Origin of the sequence: Vibrio sp. TRT 2004 (assembly GCF_050113735.1) — a bacterium.
GTDB lineage: Bacteria > Pseudomonadota > Gammaproteobacteria > Enterobacterales > Vibrionaceae > Vibrio.
On sequence record NZ_JBNJOH010000024.1, the window covers coordinates 1 to 21,661 of the forward strand.

Sequence of the window (21,661 nt, forward strand, 5' to 3'; positions counted from 1 at the left end):
ATATGCTCAAAGTAGATTATCAGACGCCAGCGTTTTTAGCCCAAACTGACGTCAATAGCTAGCGGGTGAATAGTTACTTCATTTGTATAGACTTCTGCTGACTAGCGAGTTTTTTAAAGTCGATGTTGTCGAGGCTATTCATGGTATTCTCGTGTAGAAATGACAGCCTCAATTAGACCATATTTTTACTTAGATTGGTATTAGTATCCCTTGTCTTACTTTAACTTATTGATTGTTAATTGAACCAATATGATTAAGAGTGCATTATATAGAAGAAAAAGACGACAGTTTGTCGACTAATAAGCGTTATGTAGCAAGGAGATTTGGTGTGCTTAACTTTTTGAATAAAAAGTCTTATGTTCAGTCAGTAGCTATAGATGTAGCTCCTAAACTGTGTGCTAAATTTGGGGAAAGGCTCGTCTATTCGTTCCAGGAAATTAGTTGGGCATTGAGTGAGATTAAGCGCAGCGATGACCAGTTCTATAAGTCAGTTTCTTATGGCATGTTGCTGCCTTACAGCAAAGATTTGGCTATCGAGTTACACGAAGACTTAGGTGACTTGTTAGAGTTTCAAAAGTCTGTCGGAGAGATCTTATTTAACGTGTCGGAAGTTCCTTCTTTTGAAAGCTACCTGTTATATGCAGAGGTAAATTCAGCACCTAAGTGTAAAGTTACGAACACGACTTTAGATAGTTCCGGTGGAGTAAACTTTCTTGATTTTGGTGGCGGTGAACCCTAGCTACATAACACATATGAGCCTTCTGCCTGTCAATAGGCAATAACATCCTGTTGGCTGCGTGAGCAGCCAATGCTCTTCGAACAACAAAGTTATCTACTTCGCTTTGTCATTTTGGTCATTAAGCATTGCTTACGACAAACACATATAGAAGGTCTCTTATTGCGGTCTCTCCGCTGCCAACCATTATTGGTTGGGCCATTAGACATTTATCGGTTAACCCCAGCTGGCGCTATTCAAAAAAATGGTTAAACAGTTGTTTTCTAGTTATCTTCAGGCTCAGCCGAGGTGTAAGCAACTTTGCTGTTCGTTGTTATGGGTGCGCACCAATGAAGCGGCTAATCAAAGCAAGTGTCCCACACGTAATATGGACTTTTCTTCGGCTGTAATCCCTTTATCTCTTTTACAGTTAACATTTTATCACCTCAACTCACGAACTAGCGCTACTTGACTAACAGTAAAGTTAGTCAAGTAAGGAAGTGATTTAGTGTAGTTGTATGTAATCGTAAGTAGTATGATTACTATCTAGGTTTACTGTAAGTGATTGATTTTATTTTGTTGGTTAATCTTGTGTTATCGTTTGAAATCATAAAACCACATCACTTCTAAGGATGTGGTCGTAGGTTCGAATCCTACAGGGCGTGCCATTTATTCAGAAGCCCCGATAACTCGATGAGTTATCGGGGCTTTGTCGTTTCTGTGGTGCTGGTGGATCGTCACATACGCAACCTATATACTGCGCTATTTCAACCGATTTAATATGCTCTCTGTACATAAGCTGTGCTTTTCGGTAGCATGTCGCTCCTCTGACGTTTCCGTCTTGGCCAAGTTCGAACCGAGTACCTACCTTTAGTGAACCATGCGCAGTATCCATACTAAAATTAAACCTGAATTTGAGCCGCTATTAGCAGAACTTGCTCTTCACGCTTTACTTCATTTGCGCACTAATCATACCGCAGTGTCTTTGGCGAGAAAGCCACGTTCCGATGTGAACGATATTCTTTCTGCTTGGCTTAACAAAGCTGCAAATAGCAAGAAATACAAACCCTTCAAGAAGAAAGTACGCTCGTTAGTCAGCCATGCTCGCTCACAGCGCTTAGATATGGAAGGGATGCTTGGGAATTTACTCCCGCCGGTAGAAGGGGACGAGTTGCCTCATCTCGACAGTTTTTTGCTGTTGGTTAACACCTTAGAGAGGGAGTTGAACACCACAGTATTGGTTTCAAGTCCTCAAGAGGTGGATCTAAAACATAACCCGAAAGGCTGTTTGCTGTGTGTGCTTTCTACGGATCTCAACGCTCATTTCAACAATCGTAATCGCTTGGTTGCGGATATTTCTATGTTGTTTCGTGGGACTCACGGCGAAAAGCATACCTTTATGCGTACTATTTATTCGTCATCCTTATTTGAGCATAAAGTCGAATTTGAAGATGGTGACTTTGTACGTATCTCTTTGAGCTTACAAAAATAAAAAAAGTGGCACATGGCCTCCTGACTAAACACGTTATAATAATGTTCTACTTATTGTATATGAACATAGTAAACTTTTAAGTGATTTACCCCCTATTGTTCTAATTATCCATAGTTAGAAAAGGGGAATAAAAAGTGTAGACGCTTGTCATAAAAATTTAATCTTAGTGTGCATTGTGAAAATATTGAAAATTCATCATATTGTAATGACTATGTAACAAAAAAGAGAGCGTGGTTTATGCAGCATCAAGAAATGATTCAACCTTCCAATTTTGGCGTTATCAGCCGCACTTGTCTGTTTTCATTGTTCGGTATTTTATTGGTATTCAGTATTATTTAGTTTTCGAGCAAGCCTTGACGAGGAAGTAATTACTCACTTAAGTGTACGGAGACTCAAGGCGGCTCTGGATCTCACTCATTTGCTATGTTAGTTTCGCAGTGATTCATACTGTTAATGGTTTGTATATGTTTTCGCTGTCGTCACTTTCTCATCGTTTTGCCTCCTTGCCAGATGCTTTTTATACGCCTGTCGCACCGCAACCTCTTGATAATACGCGTTGGATTATTTGGAACGGACAGTTTGCTGAGCAATTTAATTTACCCCTACAGGCTCCTGACGGAGATCTGAAACAGTTTCTGACTGGCGAATACATCATAGAAAACTCGCCGCCTGTTGCCATGAAGTATGCAGGACACCAATTTGGTGTTTATAACCCTGAGTTAGGCGATGGCCGTGGTCTATTGCTCGGTGAGTTGACTAATCATCATAACGAAGTCTTTGACTTGCATATTAAAGGTGCCGGTTTAACGCCTTATTCACGGATGGGGGATGGCAGGGCAGTATTGCGCTCTACAATTCGTGAGTATCTATGCAGTGAAGCGATGGCAGGACTTGGTATCCCAACGACGCGAGCTTTAGGGATGTTGGTGAGTGATACCCCTGTCTATAGAGAGAAGTGTGAGCAAGGTGCTCTATTAATTAGAATGGCACGCAGTCATATTCGTTTTGGTCATTTCGAGCATTTCTTCTATACCAATCAACTTGAAGAGCTTCAGTTATTAGCTGACAGAGTTGTTGAGTGGCACTTCCCCTCAGCACGGGACAATGAGAAACCTTATCTCTCGATGTTTGATCAAATCGTCCAACGCACTGCAAAAATGATAGCGCAATGGCAGGCGTATGGTTTTGCGCACGGGGTAATGAATACGGACAATATGTCGATCATTGGCGATACATTTGATTACGGTCCATTTGGTTTTCTTGACGATTACGACCCAAGTTATATTTGCAATCACTCTGACTACCAAGGGCGCTATGCATTTAATCAACAACCACGCATTGCGCTTTGGAATCTATCAGCCTTAGCTCACAGCTTGTCTCCTCTCATATTGAGAGAGGATCTAGAACAAGCACTATCGCAGTTTGAGCCATTGTTAGGTCAGGAGTTTAGCCGTCTGATGCGAAGTAAATTGGGTATCAATAGTCAGCAGCAAAGTGATACGCAACTGTTTGGTGCAATGTTTGAGTTGTTGCATCAACAGGGTATTGATTACACGCGTTTTTTACGCGAATTGTCATCGATCGATATCAAAGGGATTCAAGCGGTACTGGATCTTTTTGTCGACCAGCAGGCGATAAATCAGTGGTTGGCACAATACCTAGAACGCTGTGAGCATGAACATAATGGCCGTGGAGAGGTGGTTTCCGCCGCCGAACGTTGCCAAGCCATGCGTCGGGTAAACCCGAAGTACATCTTGCGTAACTACCTCGCTCAAATTGCAATAGATCGAGCAGAAGAGGGCGATTTCAGCGAAGTAGAGCGCCTTGCCACCTTGTTGAGAAACCCTTTTGATGAGCAGGCTGAGATGAGTCAGTATGCCAACCTACCACCTGATTGGGGCAAAAAGATGGAGATTAGCTGTTCATCTTAATGACGTGGGCTCCAAGCGATGAGTTTCTCTTTGAGTAGGGTGCGGTTGATGGGTTTGGTTAGAAGGTTCGATAATTCGTTTTTTGTTAATAAGATGTGATGTGAGTCCGCAAGGGGTTCAAATTCTAAGTAATATCTTACAAATTACCGAATAAGAACTGTTTACACTCCTCAGTACTAAAGTCGCTCAGTAGTAGGTAAGGGTATGTCAGCTAAAATTCTTGTTGTCGATGATGATCAAGAGATTTGTGAGTTATTGGAAGAATACCTGACGAAGCAAGGTTATCAGGTTGATGCGGTCAATGACGGCGAACAGATGAAGTCGTATCTTGAACAACAGGGTTATCCTGAACTTATCCTGCTTGATGTGATGCTGCCGGGAGATGATGGCTTTACTTTGTGTCAGCAAGTGCGCCGTCACTCTTCTGTCCCCATCATTATGCTCACTGCGGTCTCCGATGATACCGATCAGATCATCGGCCTTGAGATTGGTGCAGATGACTATATCGCAAAACCGTTCAATCCACGTCACCTCACCGCACGGATAAAAGCCGTGTTGCGCCGAGTTAACGTAGTAGAAGAGCTGCCTGCCAGTGTTATCGCTAAAACCATCGTATTTGGTGATTGGAAACTGGATCCCTTGGCACACAGAATTACTCATGTCGAGCGCCATGAGTCTCATGACTTGTCAGGCAGTGACTTTGCATTGCTGATGCTATTTCTTAAACGTCCAAATGAAGTACTTGACCGCGACACCATCTCTTTCGCGACTCGCGGTCGAGAAGCGTTACCCTTTGAACGCGGTATCGATGTCCAGCTTAGCCGATTGCGCCAAAGGTTAGGTGACAGTGCAAGATTCCCGCATTACATCAAAACGATGCGTGGTAATGGCTATATTCTCGCGGTGCCTGTGAGTTATGAGCAATAAATTGCAAAATTGGTTACGCCGTTTCAAGCCCAATTCGCTAGTCAGCCGAACTCTGGGGTTAACGTTGTTGGCGGTTGTGCTCGCTCAAGGTGTGGCAACGACTATTTGGTACGCCGAGTCGAAACAGAAGGAGCTGGAAGGTATCCGCTCTGCTTCTGAAAGCATGGCAAATATGTTCTCTTCGACAGTGACCTTCTTTCAATCTTTGCCGGTCAAGTATCGCCATATTGTATTGGATCAGATCCGAAATATGGGCGGGACTCGTTTTTTCGTCTCATTCAATAAAGAGCAGTTAATCGTCGACCCGATAGAGGATACCCCGCTGAAATTGGCTTCATTGCAAGCAATTGAAAGTGTGTTAGCCAAAAAGCTACCTAAGGTCGAGTCGATTCAAGTCGACTTTTCTCATCCAGATAACTTGAGACTGCTCAAAAATGATATTTATCTGCATGACTTACCTAAGTCGTGGGCTCACCATACGCTGACGCTCAATCCCATTGAACCACCGATTCTTGTGGTACAAATTGAGCTAAAAACCCATGAGTGGGTCTATATTGCGGCTCTATTACCCGCACCTTATGTCACTCTCGACGATACCTTGATCGGTCGTGAACAAATGATGTTTCTGCTCTTCTCTACCACGATCTTATTGTTCCTTACTTACTTGTTGGTACGGCGTCAGGTCAAGCCACTCAAGCGATTAGCTAAGGCCGCGAATGAGATGAGCATGGACATCGATCAAGCGCCTATAAAGGAAGAGGGGGCGAGCGAATTGATCACCGCGACGCGTGCATTTAATCGTATGCAGCAGCGGATACGCCGTTATGTAGCGGATAGGGAGCATCTTTTCTCGGCGATTTCCCACGACCTGAAAACACCCATCACACGTTTAAGGCTCAGGGCCGAGTTGCTTGAAAACGACACCAAACGCGACAAGTTTAATCGTGACCTTGATGAACTAGAAATGATGGTTAAAGGGGCGTTGCAGTGTGTCCGTGACACCGACCTACATGAAAACAATGCCTACATTGATCTCAATGAGATGATACTGAGTGTGATTGAACCATTGAACCAACACCAGCAAACGGTTGAGTTTGATCCCTACCCAATTGAGCCAATTGTTGCGAAACCATTAGCGATCAAGCGAGTGATCAGTAATTTAGTCGATAACGCAGTAAAATATGGTCATCGTGCTGAGATTGAAGTGCTCACCAATCAGGAGTGGGTCAGTATTGTCATTGAGGATCATGGTCCAGGTATTCCTGAAGATAAGCTCGAAGCCGTTTTTGAACCCTATTTTAGATTGGCAAATGATGAAAATGGGCATGGCTTAGGCTTAGGTATCTGCCGGAATATTCTTCACGGACATGGCGGAGATCTCATTATTGATAACTTACCCAGAAAAGGGTTACGCGCCCAAATCTATATTCCATCGAACCTAGAGGTGTAATGTAACATAGTTGTTACACGGCGTTTACCGTTTGTTTCAATCTTAAATTTCAATTTGGATAGACTCTGTTTAGTACAAGCAAGAACGCTTGGGGTCATTGAGCTGTTGGCCTGAATGTCTAATCCAATACATGGAAGATAATAATGAAACTTAATAAAACCCTACTTACCCTCTCTCTATTGTCTGCTGCTAATGTTGCAACTGCTGGTGAAGTTGAAGTTCTTCACTGGTGGACTGCGGGCGGTGAAGCAAAATCTGCTGCTGTTCTTAAAGAGATGCTAGAAGAGCAAAACCACACTTGGAAAGATTTCGCAGTAGCTGGTGGTGGCGGTGAATCTGCTATGACGGTTTTGAAAACTCGTGCTGTATCAGGTAATCCACCATCAGCAGCACAAATCAAAGGTCATGACATTCAGGAGTGGGGCGGTCTTGGCTTCCTGACTTCTCTTGAGAGCACAGCAAAACAAGAAAAATGGGATGAAATCCTACCTTCAGTAGTCACCAAAGTGATGAAATACAACGGTGAGTACGTCGCAGTGCCGGTCAACGTTCACCGCGTTAACTGGATTTGGGCTAACCCTGAAGTGCTTAAGAAATCGGGCGTAGAGTTGCCAACCACATTGGATGAGTTCTTTGCTGCGGCTGAAAAAATTAAAGCCGCTGGTTTTGTACCACTCGCTCATGGTGGTCAGCCTTGGCAAGATGCCACTGTATTCGAAGCAGTCGCACTGGATGTACTCGGTAGTGAAGACTACAACAAAGCGTTTGTAGACCTAGACATGGATGTGCTTTCTGGTGACAAGATGGTGGAAGTGTTCACTAAGTTCAAGAAGGTGCGTGACTACATCGATGCAAACTCACCAGGACGTGACTGGAACGTTGCAACCTCAATGGTGATTAACGGTGAAGCGGCGATGCAAATCATGGGTGACTGGGCGAAAGGTGAGTTTACCGCTGCTGGTAAAGTTCCAGGCAAAGATTACATCTGTGCACCTGCTCCAGGTACGGATGGACAGTTCACGTTCAACATCGACAGCTTCGCTTTCTTCGAGCTTAGCAACAAAGACAATCAGAAAGCTCAGCAAGATCTAGCTCGTACAATCCTAACTAAAGAGTTCCAAGAGGTGTTTAACCTAAACAAAGGTTCAATTCCTGTGCGCCTAGATATGGATATGTCTAAGTTTGACCAGTGTGCACTGGACTCTATGGCGACATTTAAGGCGAGTGCTCAGTCTGGTGACCTAGTACCAAGTATGGCGCACGGTCTATCAACAACGAGCTATGCACAAGGTGCCATCTACGACGTAGTGACTAACTTCTTCAATGATGACAAAGCGGATCCTAAGCAAGCGGCTCAAAAACTGGCTAAGGCCGTTAAAGCAGCCATTTAAACTTCGCTCGTTTAAGTACACCCCCAAAGGGCAGGCAGGCTTGTGGGGAGCCTGTCTGCCCTTTCTCTATTACCCGATCAGGAATTTGATTAGGGTCTTATGACGTAAGGACTCGTTATGGAGCATGTTGTTACTCGGTCTGATAAGAAGTCAAAAGCCAAGGTTAACCTAGGCGACCGACTTCAACATTGGCTGCCGAAAATCGTTCTTGCCCCGACAGTGCTTGTGACTGTGGTTTGTATCTATGGTTACATTTTCTGGACGGCGGCACTTTCAATGACCAACTCGCGCTTTCTGCCTAGCTTTAACTTCGTGGGTTTTGCCCAGTATGAAAAGCTAATGGAGAACGACCGTTGGATCACATCAATCACTAACCTAGGTATCTTCGGCCTGCTGTTTATGCTGGTGGCAATTGGTTTGGGAGTGGCTTTGGCTATCTTCCTCGACCAGAACATCCGTCAGGAAGGGGCGATCCGTACCATTTATCTCTATCCAATGGCGTTGTCATTCATCGTGACCGGTACGGCGTGGAAGTGGATTCTTAACCCGGGATTGGGTATCGAAAAATTAATGCAGGACTGGGGCTTTACCGAGTTCAAATTTGATTGGTTGGTTAACTCGGATATGTCTGTTTATACCTTGGTTATCGCCGCGGTTTGGCAGTCCTCTGGCTTTGTCATGGCGATGTTTTTAGCCGGCTTGCGAGGTATCGACTCTTCGATCATAAAAGCGGCGCAAATTGATGGCGCAAGTTTACCGACTATCTACTGGCAAATCATTATGCCGTGTTTGCGCCCGGTGTTTTTCAGCGCGGTGATTATTACCTCTCATATTGCGATCAAGAGCTTTGACTTGGTGACCGCTATGACAGCCGGTGGACCTGGTTACTCTTCCGATCTGCCTGCGCTATTTATGTATGCTCACTCATTTACTCGTGGTCAGATAGGCCTGGGTGCGGCGAGTGCGATGATGATGCTAGCAGGTATCTTAGCCATCTTAGTACCTTATCTTTACTCTGAACTTAGGGAGAAAAAATCATGATGCGTAGTGTCAATTTTTCTCGACTATTTATCTATTCGACACTGGTGTTCTTCTGTCTGGTTTACCTGATGCCACTGTTCGTAATGTTCATTACCTCATTTAAAACCTTGCCAGATATCAAAGCGGGTAACTTAATGAGTTTACCAACTGAGTGGGTGTTCGATGCTTGGTTTAAAGCATGGGACAGTGCTTGTACTGGTGTTAAGTGTGAAGGTGTTAAAGGTTACTTCTGGAACTCTTTCCAGATGGTTATTCCGGCCGTGGCTATCTCAACTCTATTAGGCGCGTTTAATGGTTACGTTGTGACCAAATGGCAATTCCGTGGTTCTAATCTGTTTTTCAGCCTATTGCTGTTCGGCTGTTTCATTCCGTTCCAGGTCATCCTTTTGCCAATGGCAGCAGTACTTGGCAAGTTAGGTTTGGCGAATACCACGGCTGGGCTAGTGATTGTTCACGTTATCTACGGTATGGCGTTTACTACACTGTTCTTCCGCAACTTCTATATCAGCGTTCCTGATGAACTGGTTAAAGCGGCGAAGCTAGATGGTGCAGGCTTCTTCACTATTTTCTTCAAGATTCTGTTACCAATCTCAACGCCTATCATCATGGTGACGGTGATTTGGCAGTTCACAGCGATTTGGAATGACTTCCTGTTCGGGGTGGTTTATTCAGGCTCAGAAACTCAACCAATAACTGTTGCACTCAATAACTTGGTTAACACCAGTACTGGTGTCAAAGAGTACAACGTTGATATGGCTGCGGCGATTATCGCGGCGCTGCCAACACTCTTAGTTTATGTATTAGCAGGAAAATACTTTGTTCGCGGCCTAACGGCTGGGTCGGTAAAAGGATAATTATCATGGCAACACTCGAACTTAAACAGATCCGTAAAACCTACCCGAAAGCGGAGCAAGAAACCTTAAAGGGTATCGACATTAACATTGATTCAGGCGAGTTCCTGATATTGGTGGGGCCTTCGGGTTGCGGTAAATCGACCTTGATGAACACCATTGCTGGATTGGAAAATATCAGTTCTGGTGAGATTGTTATCGACGGTAATGATGTCTCAGAGGTTGAACCGAAAGACCGTGATATTGCGATGGTATTCCAATCCTATGCGCTTTACCCAAATATGACGGTTCGCGGCAATATCGAGTTTGGTCTGAAGATCCGCAAGATGCCTAAGGCTGAGATAGATGCAGAAGTTGAGCGAGTTGCAACCATGCTGCAAATTGATCATCTGTTAGACCGTAAACCTTCACAGCTTTCGGGTGGTCAGCGTCAACGTGTCGCAATGGGACGCGCACTGGCCCGCCGCCCTAAGCTATATCTGTTTGATGAACCGTTATCGAATCTTGATGCGAAACTTCGCGTAGAGATGCGCCATCAGATTAAGCGCCTTCATCAACAGCTTAAAACGACCATCGTGTACGTGACCCACGACCAGATTGAAGCGATGACTCTCGCCGACCGTATTGCAGTTATGAAGGATGGTGAACTTCAGCAGCTAGGCACTCCGCAAGAGATTTACAACAAGCCAACCAATATGTTTGTCGCCGGTTTTATGGGGTCACCGTCGATGAACTTCATCAAAACTATGGTCGATCTGGATGCGCAGGATAACCCTGTGATCAAAGTGAAGGGCAGCAACGGTCAAGAACATCACATTAGTTTACCGGCATCAATGCGTGAGCAAGATGGACGAGAGATCGTTATTGGGCTTCGTCCAGAACACATTACAGATAGCGAGAATGCGGATTCACAAGCAAGCACCAAGCTTGATCTGATGCTGGAAGTTTTGGAGCCAACGGGTCCAGATACAATTGCGATGATCAAAGTCAACGAGCAAGAAGTCGCGTGTCGTCTTTCTCCTGAGTTTGATGTGGTCGCAGGTCAAGTGGCACCTTTGCACTTTGACCTCTCTAAAGCGGTGTTCTTTGATGCAACAACAGAGAAACGCATCGACTTTCATTAATGATTAATTTGTTAACAATGTTGTTAGAAAAATGCACATAGTCGACTATGCTTAGAGCTATAGCATGAAGAAGCTTCGTGCACATTTGAGGGGAGATGGGCGATTTCGTCTCCTTATTGCCCGTCGAATCTCTAGTAACAAAAATGGCAGCCCTTGGGCTGCCATTTGTTTTTTATAATGAGTCTTTGTTAAATATGTGTAAATTCACCCGTTGTGATAAATATGATGGGTGGAAATCCACCCATTTTTATAAAGAAGTGTGATTTAAAAACAAGTGGCAGTCGGGGGTGTTTTTATTAAACTTATGATTTATAGATGTTTTTATGATTAATTGAAAGTTGGCTTAGTTATTGCCCTTATAGAAATATCAACACCCAGTGATGGGGTTGTTCATTTAACAAGGAGAATAATAATGTTCAAGCCATTGACCCTACTATCTGCATCGATTCTTGCTGTGACCAGTTTCAACGCTGCGGCTAACTGTGATCCAGGTGAAACAGTGATTAAATTCAGTCACGTAACGAATACAGATAAGCACCCGAAAGGTATCGCGGCTTCATTACTTGAAAAACGTGTTAATGAAGAGATGAACGGTAAAGTGTGTCTTCAGGTATTCCCGAACTCAACTCTGTATGATGATGACAAAGTTCTAGAAGCTCTTCTTAACGGTGACGTGCAACTTGCAGCCCCTTCTCTATCAAAGTTTGAAAAGTTCACCAAGAAGTACCGTATTTTCGACCTACCATTCCTATTTGAAGATGTAGAAGCGGTTGACCGTTTCCAAAACTCAGAAGCGGGTGAGAAGCTGAAAAATGCGATGAAACGTCGCGGTCTTCAAGGTCTAGCGTTCTGGCACAACGGCATGAAACAGATGTCTGCGAACAAGCCACTTATCACTCCTGAAGATGCAAAAGGTCTGAAATTCCGCGTGCAAGCATCCGATGTTCTTGTTGCTCAGTTTGAGCAATTAGGCGGTAACCCGCAGAAAATGTCATTCAAAGAAGTTTACGGTGGTCTACAAACTAAAGTTATTGATGGTCAAGAAAACACTTGGTCTAACATCTACGGTAAAAAATTCTTCGAAGTTCAAGACGGTATCACTGAAACAAACCACGGTATTCTTGATTACCTAGTCGTTACGTCAAACGATTTCTGGAAAGGTCTACCAGAAGACCAACGTCAGCAGCTTGCGACAATCATTGAAGAAGTGACGACTGAGCGTAATGCTGAATCTTCGCGTGTCGACCTAGCGAACAAAAATAACATCATCGAAGCGGGTGGTGTGGTTCGTACCTTGACTGCCGAAGAGCGCCAACAGTGGGTAACTGCGCTTCAGCCAGTATGGAAGAAGTTCGAGAAAGATATCGGCTCTGACCTGATCGAAGCGGCTATCGCATCAAATAAATAATAACAATTTCCCCTAACCTTTGGCCCTCTTAGTATCTCTTTCTTCTCGGGATATATCGGGAAGAGGGCCTTTCTTTTCTTTTGAGAAAGTGAAGTAACTTATGGAACAGTCTATTTTTGCCAGAATTGGCAGGGTGACAGACGCAATTGAGGAAACTCTGATCGCGTTCTTCTTGGGTGCAATGACCATGCTCACCTTTGCCAATGTAGTATTTCGCTACGTATTTAATGACAACATTTTGTGGGCTCTTGAGCTAACCGTGTTCATGTTCGCTTGGATGGTACTCGTCGGGGCATCATACGGCGTGAAAAAACATTTTCACATTGGTGTTGATGTTGTTATTAACCTAGCGCCAGACCATCTGCGTAAAGTTTATGCGCTGATCGCTGCGGCATCCTGTTTGGCTTTTTCAATCTTGCTGCTTATTGGCTCTTGGAACTACTGGTACCCGTTCGCAACTGAACGTGCATGGTATGAAACCGACGATATTCCGATGCCGGAAATGTTGCAGTTTTTGGCTGACTGGTTGAATGAAGGTGAGCGTTACGAAAAATTACCTCGATTCATTCCGTACATGGCACTGCCTATAGGTATGGCGTTACTCACTTTCCGCTTTGTTCAAGTTACGTTGCAAATTATTACTGGTAAGTTGGACCGCTTGATCGCAGGTCATGAGGCTGAAGAAGAGCTCGAAGCTCTGAAAGAGGAACTCAAAGACGCTGGAGAAGCAATGGAACCTAAAAGTAATAATAACCAGAGCAAGGAGGGCTAAGCCATGGAAATTCTATTCTTATTCATCATGGTGATTGGCTTTATGCTTGTGGGTGTGCCAATCGCTATTTCCCTTGGTTTATCGAGCATTATTTTCCTGATGATGCACTCTGATGCGTCACTGGCTTCCGTTGCTCAGACCTTATTTAATGCCTTTGCTGGTCACTATACGCTACTCGCGATTCCATTCTTCATTCTTGCCTCTAGTTTTATGTCTACGGGTGGGGTTGCTAAACGTATTATCCGTTTCGCTATTGCCATGGTCGGTTGGTTCCGTGGTGGTCTCGCCATGGCATCGGTTGTTGCGTGTATGATGTTTGCAGCCCTGTCTGGTTCATCGCCTGCGACAGTTGTTGCCATCGGTAGTATTGTTATCGCGGGTATGATTAAAAACGGCTACTCAAAAGAGTTCGCGGCTGGGGTTATCTGTAATGCAGGTACGCTGGGTATTTTGATCCCGCCTTCTATCGTGATGGTGGTTTACGCAGCGGCGACGGATGTATCGGTTGGTCGTATGTTCCTAGGTGGCGTGATCCCAGGTCTTCTGGCTGGGGTGATGCTGATGATTGCCATCTACATCGCTGCGCGTGTTAAGAACCTTCCAAAACAGCCATTTGTCGGTTGGAAGGAGATGTTTGATTCAGCAAAAGATGCGAGTTGGGGTTTATTACTGGTCGTTATTATCCTAGGCGGTATTTACGGTGGGGTATTTACGCCAACGGAAGCGGCTGCCGTGGCTGCGGTTTACTCGTTCTTAATCGCGAACTTTATCTACAAGGATATGGGCCCGTTTGCTGACAAGGAAAATACCAAGCCTATATTGGTGAAAGTCGTTCAAGCATTTGTGCATAAAGACACCAAACATACGCTTTATGAAGCCGGTAAACTGACCATTATGCTACTGTTTATCATTGCCAATGCTTTGATCCTTAAGCATGTGTTAACAGAAGAACGTATTCCTCAAATGATTACGGAGTCGATGTTATCTGCTGGTCTTGGTCCGATTACCTTCCTGATTGTGGTCAACCTACTGCTGTTGATTGGCGGTCAGTTTATGGAACCATCGGGTCTACTTATCATCGTTGCACCTCTGGTGTTCCCAATAGCTATTGCACTAGGCATTGACCCGATTCACCTAGGTATCATGATGGTTGTGAACATGGAGATAGGGATGATCACGCCGCCCGTTGGTCTCAACCTGTTTGTTACCGCAGGGGTCGCTAAGATGTCGATGATGCAAGTGGTGAAAGCCGCCTTGCCTTGGGTGGGGGTGATGTTCTTATTCCTGATTATCGTGACTTATGTTCCTTGGGTGTCAACGTGGTTACCAACCACCTTGATGGGCCCTGAAATCATCACCAAATAACGGAACTAAAAAAGAAAGCCCCGAATAACTCGTTATCCGGGGCTTTGTTGTTAGGACGGTGGATGAACTAAATTCTTAGCTCATTTGTATCAGTTCCTTTTGATGAATCTAACTTAACGCTTTCAATCTGAATATAAAATGAACCGCTTATTCACCTTTATAGTTACTTTTATCCAAACCGTATTTTTGCATCTTGTCATATAGAGTTTTACGCGCGAGTTGTAACCTATCCATGGTTTGCTTAATACTGCCATGACACTGGTTAAGTGCTTGTTCAATAACACTCTTTTCAAATTCCGCAATTTGTTCGGCGAGACTCATCTCTCGGCTTGCGAACGCAGACTCTGAATCAAATTGAGTTAATCTTCCCAATAGTACAAAACGTTCGGCGGCATTTCTCAGTTCGCGAACGTTTCCCGGCCAATCGTGCGTCATCAGTTGATGAATCTGCTGAGTTTCGATAGCTGGTGCGGATTTACCATAGCGTGAAGCGGCAACCAGCAAAAAGTGATGAAATAGCGTCGGAATATCTTCCTTGCGCTGCCTGAGCGGAGGAAGCTCTAGAGTGACCACATTCAGTCGATAGTAGAGATCTTCGCGAAATGAGCCCTCAGCCGCCGCCTGTTTTAAATCGACCTTAGTCGCGGCAATGACGCGAATATCAATAGGAACCAGTTCGTTGGAGCCCACACGTTCAATGACCCTCTCTTGCAAAACTCGCAACAAACGAATCTGTGCTTGAAGAGGCATCGATTCAATTTCATCGAGAAAAAGTGTACCGCCTTGGGCATGTTCGAATTTACCCACTCGTTTTGAGTCTGCACCAGTAAAAGCGCCTTTCTCGTGGCCGTACAGTTCACTTTCAATCAAGTTTTCTGGTACGGCACCACAGTTGATCGCTACGAAGTTATTATCGCGTCGAGAGCTTTGCTCATGAATAGAACGGGCAAACAGCTCTTTACCTGTGCCTGTCTCGCCAAACAGCAAGATGTCCGCATTGGTGTCTGCAATATGGACGATGGTATCACGGAGGAGTTGAATGGAAGGGGTGTCACCGATGATACGTGGCCCCAGCGCTTGACTCGCTTTAAGGCTGCGTTTTAATTCTTGGTTTTCTAAAGTGAGTTCGCGTTTTTCCAACGCACGTCTGGTGGTATCGATCAAACGATCAATTGGGAAGGGCTTCTCAATAAAGTCATACGCGCCATTGCGTAGGGCATTAACTGCCATCGAGATATCGCCATGTCCCGTTATCAGAATGACCGGAATGTTTTCGTCTTGGTGCAGTATGCTGGATAAAATATTTTCGCCAGACAAACCCGGTAAGCAGATATCGGTGATGACGACTTTCGGTAGACCGTCACTTTTTATCGCCAATAGAGCATCTTCAGCGTTCGCAAAAAAACGGGCACTGATATCCTCCAGCTCGAAACTCTGTTCGATCGCTAGGCGAATATCGCTTTCATCATCAATGAAGATAACATCGTACATCTTAATTCCTTGATTAGGCATCGACAGGGAGAGTGATTACAAATCGGGCGCCTCCCAGAGGCGAGTCCGCGACGTCGAGTTCCCCTCCCATCGCTTGGGTGATCTGTTGTGAAATTGATAGCCCCAATCCAAGTCCATTCTTCTTAGTGGTATAGAAAGGCTCAAACAGTTGATGTTGCTCACTATAAGCGATACCGGGTCCATTATCATCGACAAAAATGTGCAGTTGGTGATTGGACACCGAGGTCGAGATCTTAATTCTGCGTTTCTCTTGTTCCTCGACCGCTTGCATTGCATTGGTAACAAGGTTGATTAGTACTTGCTCAAATTGTATTGGGTTGACTTCAACAGCGGGCAATATTTCGTCAAGTTCAAGAATTAGCTCAACCTGTTTGGCCTTACACTGGGGAGAGAGTAACTCTTTCGCCGACCAAATCAGCGGCTTCACGTCCAGTTTGCTCACATCATTACTGTCACTTTTACGGGCGAAAGTGCGCAGCTGGTTACTGATTTTTGCCATGCGCTCCGTCAGAGCGGAAATGCGTGAGAGGTTATCATCGACTCGAACGTAACTTTCTCTCTCCAAAAACCGTCGACCATTGTCAGCAAAGCTGCGTATTGCTGCGAGGGGATTATTGAGCTCGTGACTGATACTGGCTGACATTTGCCCCAATACCGCTAATTTAGCTGCCTGAATTAGCTCATTTTGTGTTTGGCGTAGCACTTGCTCTGTTTTGCTTCTTTCACTGATTTCAGCTTGAAGTTCAGAGGTTCGTTCCATAACAAGAAACTCAAGCTTCTGCTTCGCTTCCGACTGTAACTGTTCGAATTGACGCTTTTTGAGTTGACGCTGGTGTACCAGTGCAAACGAGAGGTACGCAATGACGAACATTAAACTGATTACGAGCGAGTAACTCAGCACTGACCACAACAGGGTCACTTTAGAGGTGAGGACACGCAGAGTTAAGCTGTGTTTATCCAATGAACGAGATGAAACGAGATAGTCGTTCTCAAATCCGGGTAGGTTTGGGTTCCTCAGTTCGGAATGTTCCTGAGTTAGATCGCCCACCAGACCAAATGAGCGAATCGGTGTATCCAGATATTGGCGACTGTTAAGGATGGACTGACGAGCTGATTCTGAGAGCGTGGTTAGACTCTTAAACAGCCAGTCATCGTTGCTTGACATAAAAATTACGTTATTGGCGTCTGTAGCAACAAAGATATTGTTCTTGTCTTGCCAGTTAGCTTCAATCGCAGTTAAATCCATTTTAATGACGATCACGCCGATGATCTCGGCCGCATAAGTGACTGGGTGTGAAAAGTAATAACCACGCTGTTTTGAGCTAGAACCGAGCGCAAAGTATTGGCTAGGCTTACCGAGCATCGCGTCGGAGAAATAGGGACGCCAAGCATAGTTTCGACCGATAAAGGATCGTTCTAGGTCCCAGTTACTCGATGCGATAGTATTGCCAAACTCGTCGAGCAGATAGGCGTCAGTCGACTGGATGGTTTGGTTGATGTGCTGCAAATAACGGTTGGTCAGATCGATTTGGGCGGAGTTATCAGGCGACTGAAGTGCAGAAACTAGCTCACTATCTTTAGCAATCAATTGTGGCAGGTGTGCGTATTTGTCCAATTTGCTGGAGATGAACTCAGCAAAGCGTTCGAGCTGTTCCTTATGCGTTACGATAAGGTGGTTTTCGCTTGAATTCCAAATCCAACTAGAGCCACCTATGATCGCAATTACGTACAGAACAAGCAGAGAGAACTTACCCCGTCGATACGTCAACATCTTAATCCTTGCCAAACTACATCACTCCGCCATAGCGTAAATGTTTTTGTTACAAATGTGTTTACTCATCATGATAAATTGAGTGATAAAACCGGACTTAGATCGACTTTTAATCTTTAATCAAAAAAAAACGTTAGTTTCCATTGAAAAAGGCATTAATGTCCCCATTTCTGGAAACAAAGACTGCTTTATTGGTGTTTTTTTTAGCAGTTAAGTGAGTTTTTAGGGTAATCCCGCAGCGATCGTAGGGTTCGGCTCGACAGCTAACGATCTGCTCGGTAGAATGCTGCGTCTGAATTTTATCTTGAGGCTAATCAGAGATACCTTTACCGAATATCCTTCGAAAAGATATCACTCATTAGTCCGACAATTGGCTTGTTCGATTGTCGATACTCGGTTTATAAAAGAGTACTCATAGAGTACAAACAAGGATGGGTTCTGTCCGAAAGAGGATAGGGCACATAAGCTCAGTTTTCTGAGCCAGTTTTGAGGTTAATGAATAATGCAAGTTACTGTTGAAACGCTAGAGGGCCTAGAGCGCCGTCTAAACATTACTGTTCCTGCTGCAAACATCGAAGATGCTGTAACAGCGGAACTACGCAACATCGCAAAAAACCGTCGTTTCGATGGTTTCCGTAAAGGCAAAGTGCCTCTAAAAATGGTTGCGAAGATGTACGGCAAAGCAGTACGTCAAGACGTAATGGGTGAAGTAATGCAACGTCACTTCATCGAAGCGATCGTTAAAGAGAAGATCAACCCAGCAGGCGCACCTACTTTCGCTCCAGTTGAAGTTAAAGAAGGCGAAGATCTAGTATTTAACGCGACTTTTGAAGTTTACCCAGAAGTTGAGCTTAAAGGTCTAGAGAACATCACTGTTGAAAAACCAGCAACAGAAGTTCAAGACGCAGATGTTGAAGAGATGATCGACACTCTACGCAAACAACAAGCAACTTGGGTTGTAGTTGAAGAAGCGGCTGAAGACGGCAAACGTGCAACAATCGATTTCGTAGGCTCTATCGACGGTGAAGAGTTCGAAGGCGGTAAAGCTGAAAACTTCCCACTAGAAATGGGTGCTGGTCGCATGATCCCTGGTTTTGAAGACGGTATCGCAGGTAAGACTGCTGGTATGGAATTCGACATCGACGTGACTTTCCCAGAAGATTACCACGCAGAAAACCTAAAAGGTAAAGCGGCTAAGTTTGCAATCAAAGTAAACAAAGTTGAAGCTCGTGAGCTTCCAGAGCTAAACGACGAGTTCGTTGCTAAGTTCGGCGTTGCTGAAGGTGGCGTTGACGCTCTTAAAGCTGAAGTGCGTAAGAACATGGAGCGTGAGCTTAAGCAAGCTGTTAAGAACCGCATCAAAGAGCAAGCTATCGACGGTCTAGTGAAAGAGAACGAAATCGACGTACCAGCAGCTCTAATCGACCAAGAAATTGGTGCTCTACGTCAGCAAGCTGCACAGCGTTTCGGTGGCAACCCAGAAGCGGCTGCTCAACTTCCACGTGAGCTGTTCGAAGAGCAAGCTAAGCGTCGCGTAGTGGTAGGTCTTCTACTAGGTGAAGTCATCAAGTCTGAAGAGCTAAAAGCGGACGACGAGAAAGTGAAAGCGCTTATCGAAGAGATGGCGACTGCTTACGAAGATCCAGCTGAAGTTGTTGCTTACTACGAGCAAAACGAGCAAATGATGAACAACATGCGTAACGTTGCTCTAGAAGAACAAGCGATCGACGCTATCATCGCTAAAGCACAGGTTACTGAAAAAACGGTTAGCTTTAACGAGCTAATGAACCAACAGCCTGCGTAATAAGCAATATATTGCTTAGAAGGTTGACTTAGCGTTAACTATTCTGCTAACAATGGTCCGTATGATAATTATCATCCGGGCCATTTATTTTAGGGACATAAGAATATGAGCTACCAAGAAAAAAATGCAATGTCGCCAATTCTAGACGCGCTAGTACCGATGGTGGTTGAACAAACTTCCCGTGGTGAACGTTCTTACGATATCTACTCTCGTTTGCTAAAAGAACGTGTTATTTTTTTAACTGGTCAAGTAGAAGATCACATGGCAAATCTTGTCGTGGCACAGCTACTTTTCCTCGAATCAGAAAATCCTGACAAAGATATCTTCCTTTATATAAACTCTCCGGGTGGCAGCGTAACTGCGGGTATGTCAATCTACGACACTATGCAGTTTATTAAACCAAACGTGAGCACAGTATGTATGGGACAAGCGTGTTCAATGGGTGCATTCCTACTTGCTGGTGGTGCGCCAGGTAAACGTTATGTATTGCCTAACTCGCGTGTAATGATTCACCAACCGCTAGGTGGTTTCCAAGGCCAAGCTTCGGATATCCAAATTCATGCTCAAGAGATTCTAACGATCAAAGAGAAGTTAAACAGACTTCTTGCAGAGCATACAGGTCAGCCTCTAGAAGTGATTGAGCGCGATACTGATCGTGATAACTTCATGGCGGCTGAACAAGCAGTAGAGTATGGCTTAGTTGACGCGGTTCTGACTCATCGCGGTGAATAACTAGCAACATTGGTATATATTGATATACACTCAAGTCATATGAGTAAAGGCTAAGAGGTTAGCGAATGACAGATAAAAGCAAAGAGAGCGGTAGTAGTAAGCTTCTTTACTGCTCTTTCTGCGGTAAAAGCCAGCACGAAGTTCGCAAGCTAATCGCTGGTCCATCAGTCTATATTTGTGATGAATGTGTCGACTTATGTAACGACATCATTCGTGAAGAAATTAAGGATGTTCTCCCTAAGAAGCAGTCTGAGGCGCTACCAGTGCCAAGAGACATTCGTGAACACCTTGACGACTATGTGATTGGACAAGATTACGCTAAGAAAGTGTTAGCAGTAGCCGTTTATAACCACTATAAGCGTTTACGTAACGGAGATACAACGAGCGAAGGTGTTGAACTAGGTAAGAGTAATATTTTGCTTATCGGTCCAACGGGTAGTGGTAAAACGCTACTGGCTGAAACATTGGCTCGTTTCCTAGATGTACCGTTCACTATGGCCGATGCAACGACGCTGACTGAAGCGGGTTACGTTGGTGAAGATGTAGAAAACATCATCCAGAAACTTCTGCAAAAATGTGATTACGACGTAGCGAAAGCTGAGCGTGGTATCGTGTACATCGATGAAATCGATAAGATTTCTCGTAAAGCTGAAAACCCATCTATTACACGAGATGTATCGGGTGAGGGTGTTCAGCAGGCGCTATTGAAGCTTATTGAAGGTACGGTTGCATCGGTTCCACCTCAAGGTGGTCGTAAGCACCCTCAACAAGAGTTCCTACAAGTAGATACATCTAAGATTCTATTTATTTGTGGTGGCGCTTTTGCTGGCCTAGATAAAGTGATTGAACAACGTGTAGCGACAGGTACGGGTATCGGTTTTGGAGCGGAAGTCCGTTCTAAAGACGAAACTAAGACTGTCGGCGAGCTGTTTACTCAGGTAGAACCGGAAGACTTAGTGAAATATGGTTTGATCCCTGAGTTTATTGGTCGTTTACCAGTAACAACAACGTTGACAGAACTGGATGAAGAAGCACTGATTCAAATTCTGTGTGAGCCGAAGAATGCGCTGACAAAACAGTATGCAGCACTATTCGAGCTTGAAAACTCAGAACTTGAGTTCCGTGAAGATGCACTGCGTGCGATTGCTAAGAAAGCAATGGAGCGTAAGACGGGTGCTCGTGGTCTGCGTTCGATTCTAGAAAGCGTGCTACTTGAGACCATGTACGAACTACCATCGATGAAAGATGTTAGTAAGGTTGTGATTGATGAGTCGGTAATTAAGGGTGAGTCTGAACCACTGCTTATTTACAGCAACTCAGATAATCAAGCTGCTGGTGCAGAATCATAATCTGATTCACAGAAATTGAAGTAGAT

General features: G+C 44.6%; 17 protein-coding genes. 15 read left to right on the forward strand and 2 right to left on the reverse strand.

Features of this window, described 5'->3' with window-relative positions:
• The first annotated feature begins 328 nt into the window (after positions 1-328).
• From ACQEXR_RS11170 to ACQEXR_RS11225, 12 genes are all read left to right on the forward strand, one after another.
• A complete protein-coding gene (locus ACQEXR_RS11170; protein WP_331417534.1) occupies positions 329-739 on the forward strand; it encodes a hypothetical protein in 411 nt (136 codons plus the stop codon).
• 856 nt (positions 740-1,595) lie between these two features.
• Positions 1,596-2,207 (forward strand): DUF2913 family protein, encoded by a 612-nt coding sequence (locus ACQEXR_RS11175; RefSeq protein WP_269376081.1) that lies wholly within the window; start codon positions 1,596-1,598, stop codon positions 2,205-2,207.
• A gap of 464 nt (positions 2,208-2,671) precedes the next feature.
• Complete coding sequence (locus ACQEXR_RS11180; protein ID WP_427020357.1) at positions 2,672-4,138, forward strand: protein adenylyltransferase SelO; 1,467 nt, start codon at positions 2,672-2,674, stop codon at positions 4,136-4,138.
• A gap of 204 nt (positions 4,139-4,342) precedes the next feature.
• Positions 4,343-5,065 (forward strand): response regulator, encoded by a 723-nt coding sequence (locus ACQEXR_RS11185; protein ID WP_138970777.1) that lies wholly within the window; start codon positions 4,343-4,345, stop codon positions 5,063-5,065.
• A complete protein-coding gene (locus tag ACQEXR_RS11190) occupies positions 5,055-6,515 on the forward strand; it encodes an ATP-binding protein (RefSeq protein WP_426953167.1) in 1,461 nt (486 codons plus the stop codon). The genes ACQEXR_RS11185 and ACQEXR_RS11190 overlap by 11 nt, the downstream gene beginning before the upstream one ends.
• A gap of 143 nt (positions 6,516-6,658) precedes the next feature.
• Positions 6,659-7,906, forward strand: a complete 1,248-nt coding sequence (locus ACQEXR_RS11195; RefSeq protein ID WP_138970775.1) for an ABC transporter substrate-binding protein — start codon at positions 6,659-6,661, stop codon at positions 7,904-7,906.
• 117 nt (positions 7,907-8,023) lie between these two features.
• A complete protein-coding gene (locus ACQEXR_RS11200) occupies positions 8,024-8,947 on the forward strand; it encodes a carbohydrate ABC transporter permease (RefSeq protein WP_138970774.1) in 924 nt (307 codons plus the stop codon).
• On the forward strand, positions 8,944-9,801 hold the full coding sequence (locus tag ACQEXR_RS11205; protein WP_138970773.1) for a carbohydrate ABC transporter permease: 858 nt from the start codon (positions 8,944-8,946) through the stop codon (positions 9,799-9,801). The genes ACQEXR_RS11200 and ACQEXR_RS11205 overlap by 4 nt, the downstream gene beginning before the upstream one ends.
• A 5-nt stretch (positions 9,802-9,806) precedes the next feature.
• A complete protein-coding gene (locus ACQEXR_RS11210; protein ID WP_427020358.1) occupies positions 9,807-10,922 on the forward strand; it encodes an ABC transporter ATP-binding protein in 1,116 nt (371 codons plus the stop codon).
• Positions 10,923-11,334: 412 nt separating this feature from the next.
• Positions 11,335-12,330: a TRAP transporter substrate-binding protein gene (locus ACQEXR_RS11215; RefSeq protein WP_331417511.1), complete on the forward strand. Its 996-nt coding sequence runs from the start codon at positions 11,335-11,337 to the stop codon at positions 12,328-12,330.
• A 100-nt stretch (positions 12,331-12,430) separates the two neighbouring features.
• Entirely contained in the window at positions 12,431-13,102 is a 672-nt protein-coding gene (locus tag ACQEXR_RS11220) for a TRAP transporter small permease (protein ID WP_331417512.1), read from the forward strand.
• Positions 13,103-13,105: 3 nt separating this feature from the next.
• Positions 13,106-14,467, forward strand: a complete 1,362-nt coding sequence (locus tag ACQEXR_RS11225; protein ID WP_331417513.1) for a TRAP transporter large permease — start codon at positions 13,106-13,108, stop codon at positions 14,465-14,467.
• Positions 14,468-14,614: 147 nt separating this feature from the next.
• On the opposite strand, the gene ACQEXR_RS11230 is transcribed toward ACQEXR_RS11225, so the two are convergent.
• On the reverse strand, positions 14,615-15,958 hold the full coding sequence (locus ACQEXR_RS11230; RefSeq protein WP_138970768.1) for a sigma-54-dependent transcriptional regulator: 1,344 nt from the start codon (positions 15,956-15,958) through the stop codon (positions 14,615-14,617).
• Positions 15,959-15,971: 13 nt separating this feature from the next.
• Complete coding sequence (locus tag ACQEXR_RS11235) at positions 15,972-17,750, reverse strand: sensor histidine kinase (RefSeq protein WP_427020359.1); 1,779 nt, start codon at positions 17,748-17,750, stop codon at positions 15,972-15,974.
• A 502-nt stretch (positions 17,751-18,252) separates the two neighbouring features.
• Here ACQEXR_RS11235 and tig point away from each other — a divergent pair.
• From tig to clpX, 3 genes are all read left to right on the forward strand, one after another.
• A complete protein-coding gene (tig, locus tag ACQEXR_RS11240) occupies positions 18,253-19,554 on the forward strand; it encodes a trigger factor (protein WP_426953161.1) in 1,302 nt (433 codons plus the stop codon).
• 105 nt (positions 19,555-19,659) lie between these two features.
• Positions 19,660-20,286 carry an ATP-dependent Clp endopeptidase proteolytic subunit ClpP gene (clpP, locus tag ACQEXR_RS11245; protein WP_138970765.1) on the forward strand — a complete coding sequence of 209 codons (627 nt, stop codon included), beginning with the start codon at positions 19,660-19,662 and terminating at the stop codon, positions 20,284-20,286.
• 65 nt (positions 20,287-20,351) lie between these two features.
• The gene (gene clpX / locus ACQEXR_RS11250) at positions 20,352-21,635 is read left to right on the forward strand and encodes an ATP-dependent protease ATP-binding subunit ClpX (RefSeq protein ID WP_138970764.1); all 1,284 of its coding nucleotides are present in this window, start codon (positions 20,352-20,354) and stop codon (positions 21,633-21,635) included.
• The last annotated feature ends 26 nt before the right edge of the window (positions 21,636-21,661 follow it).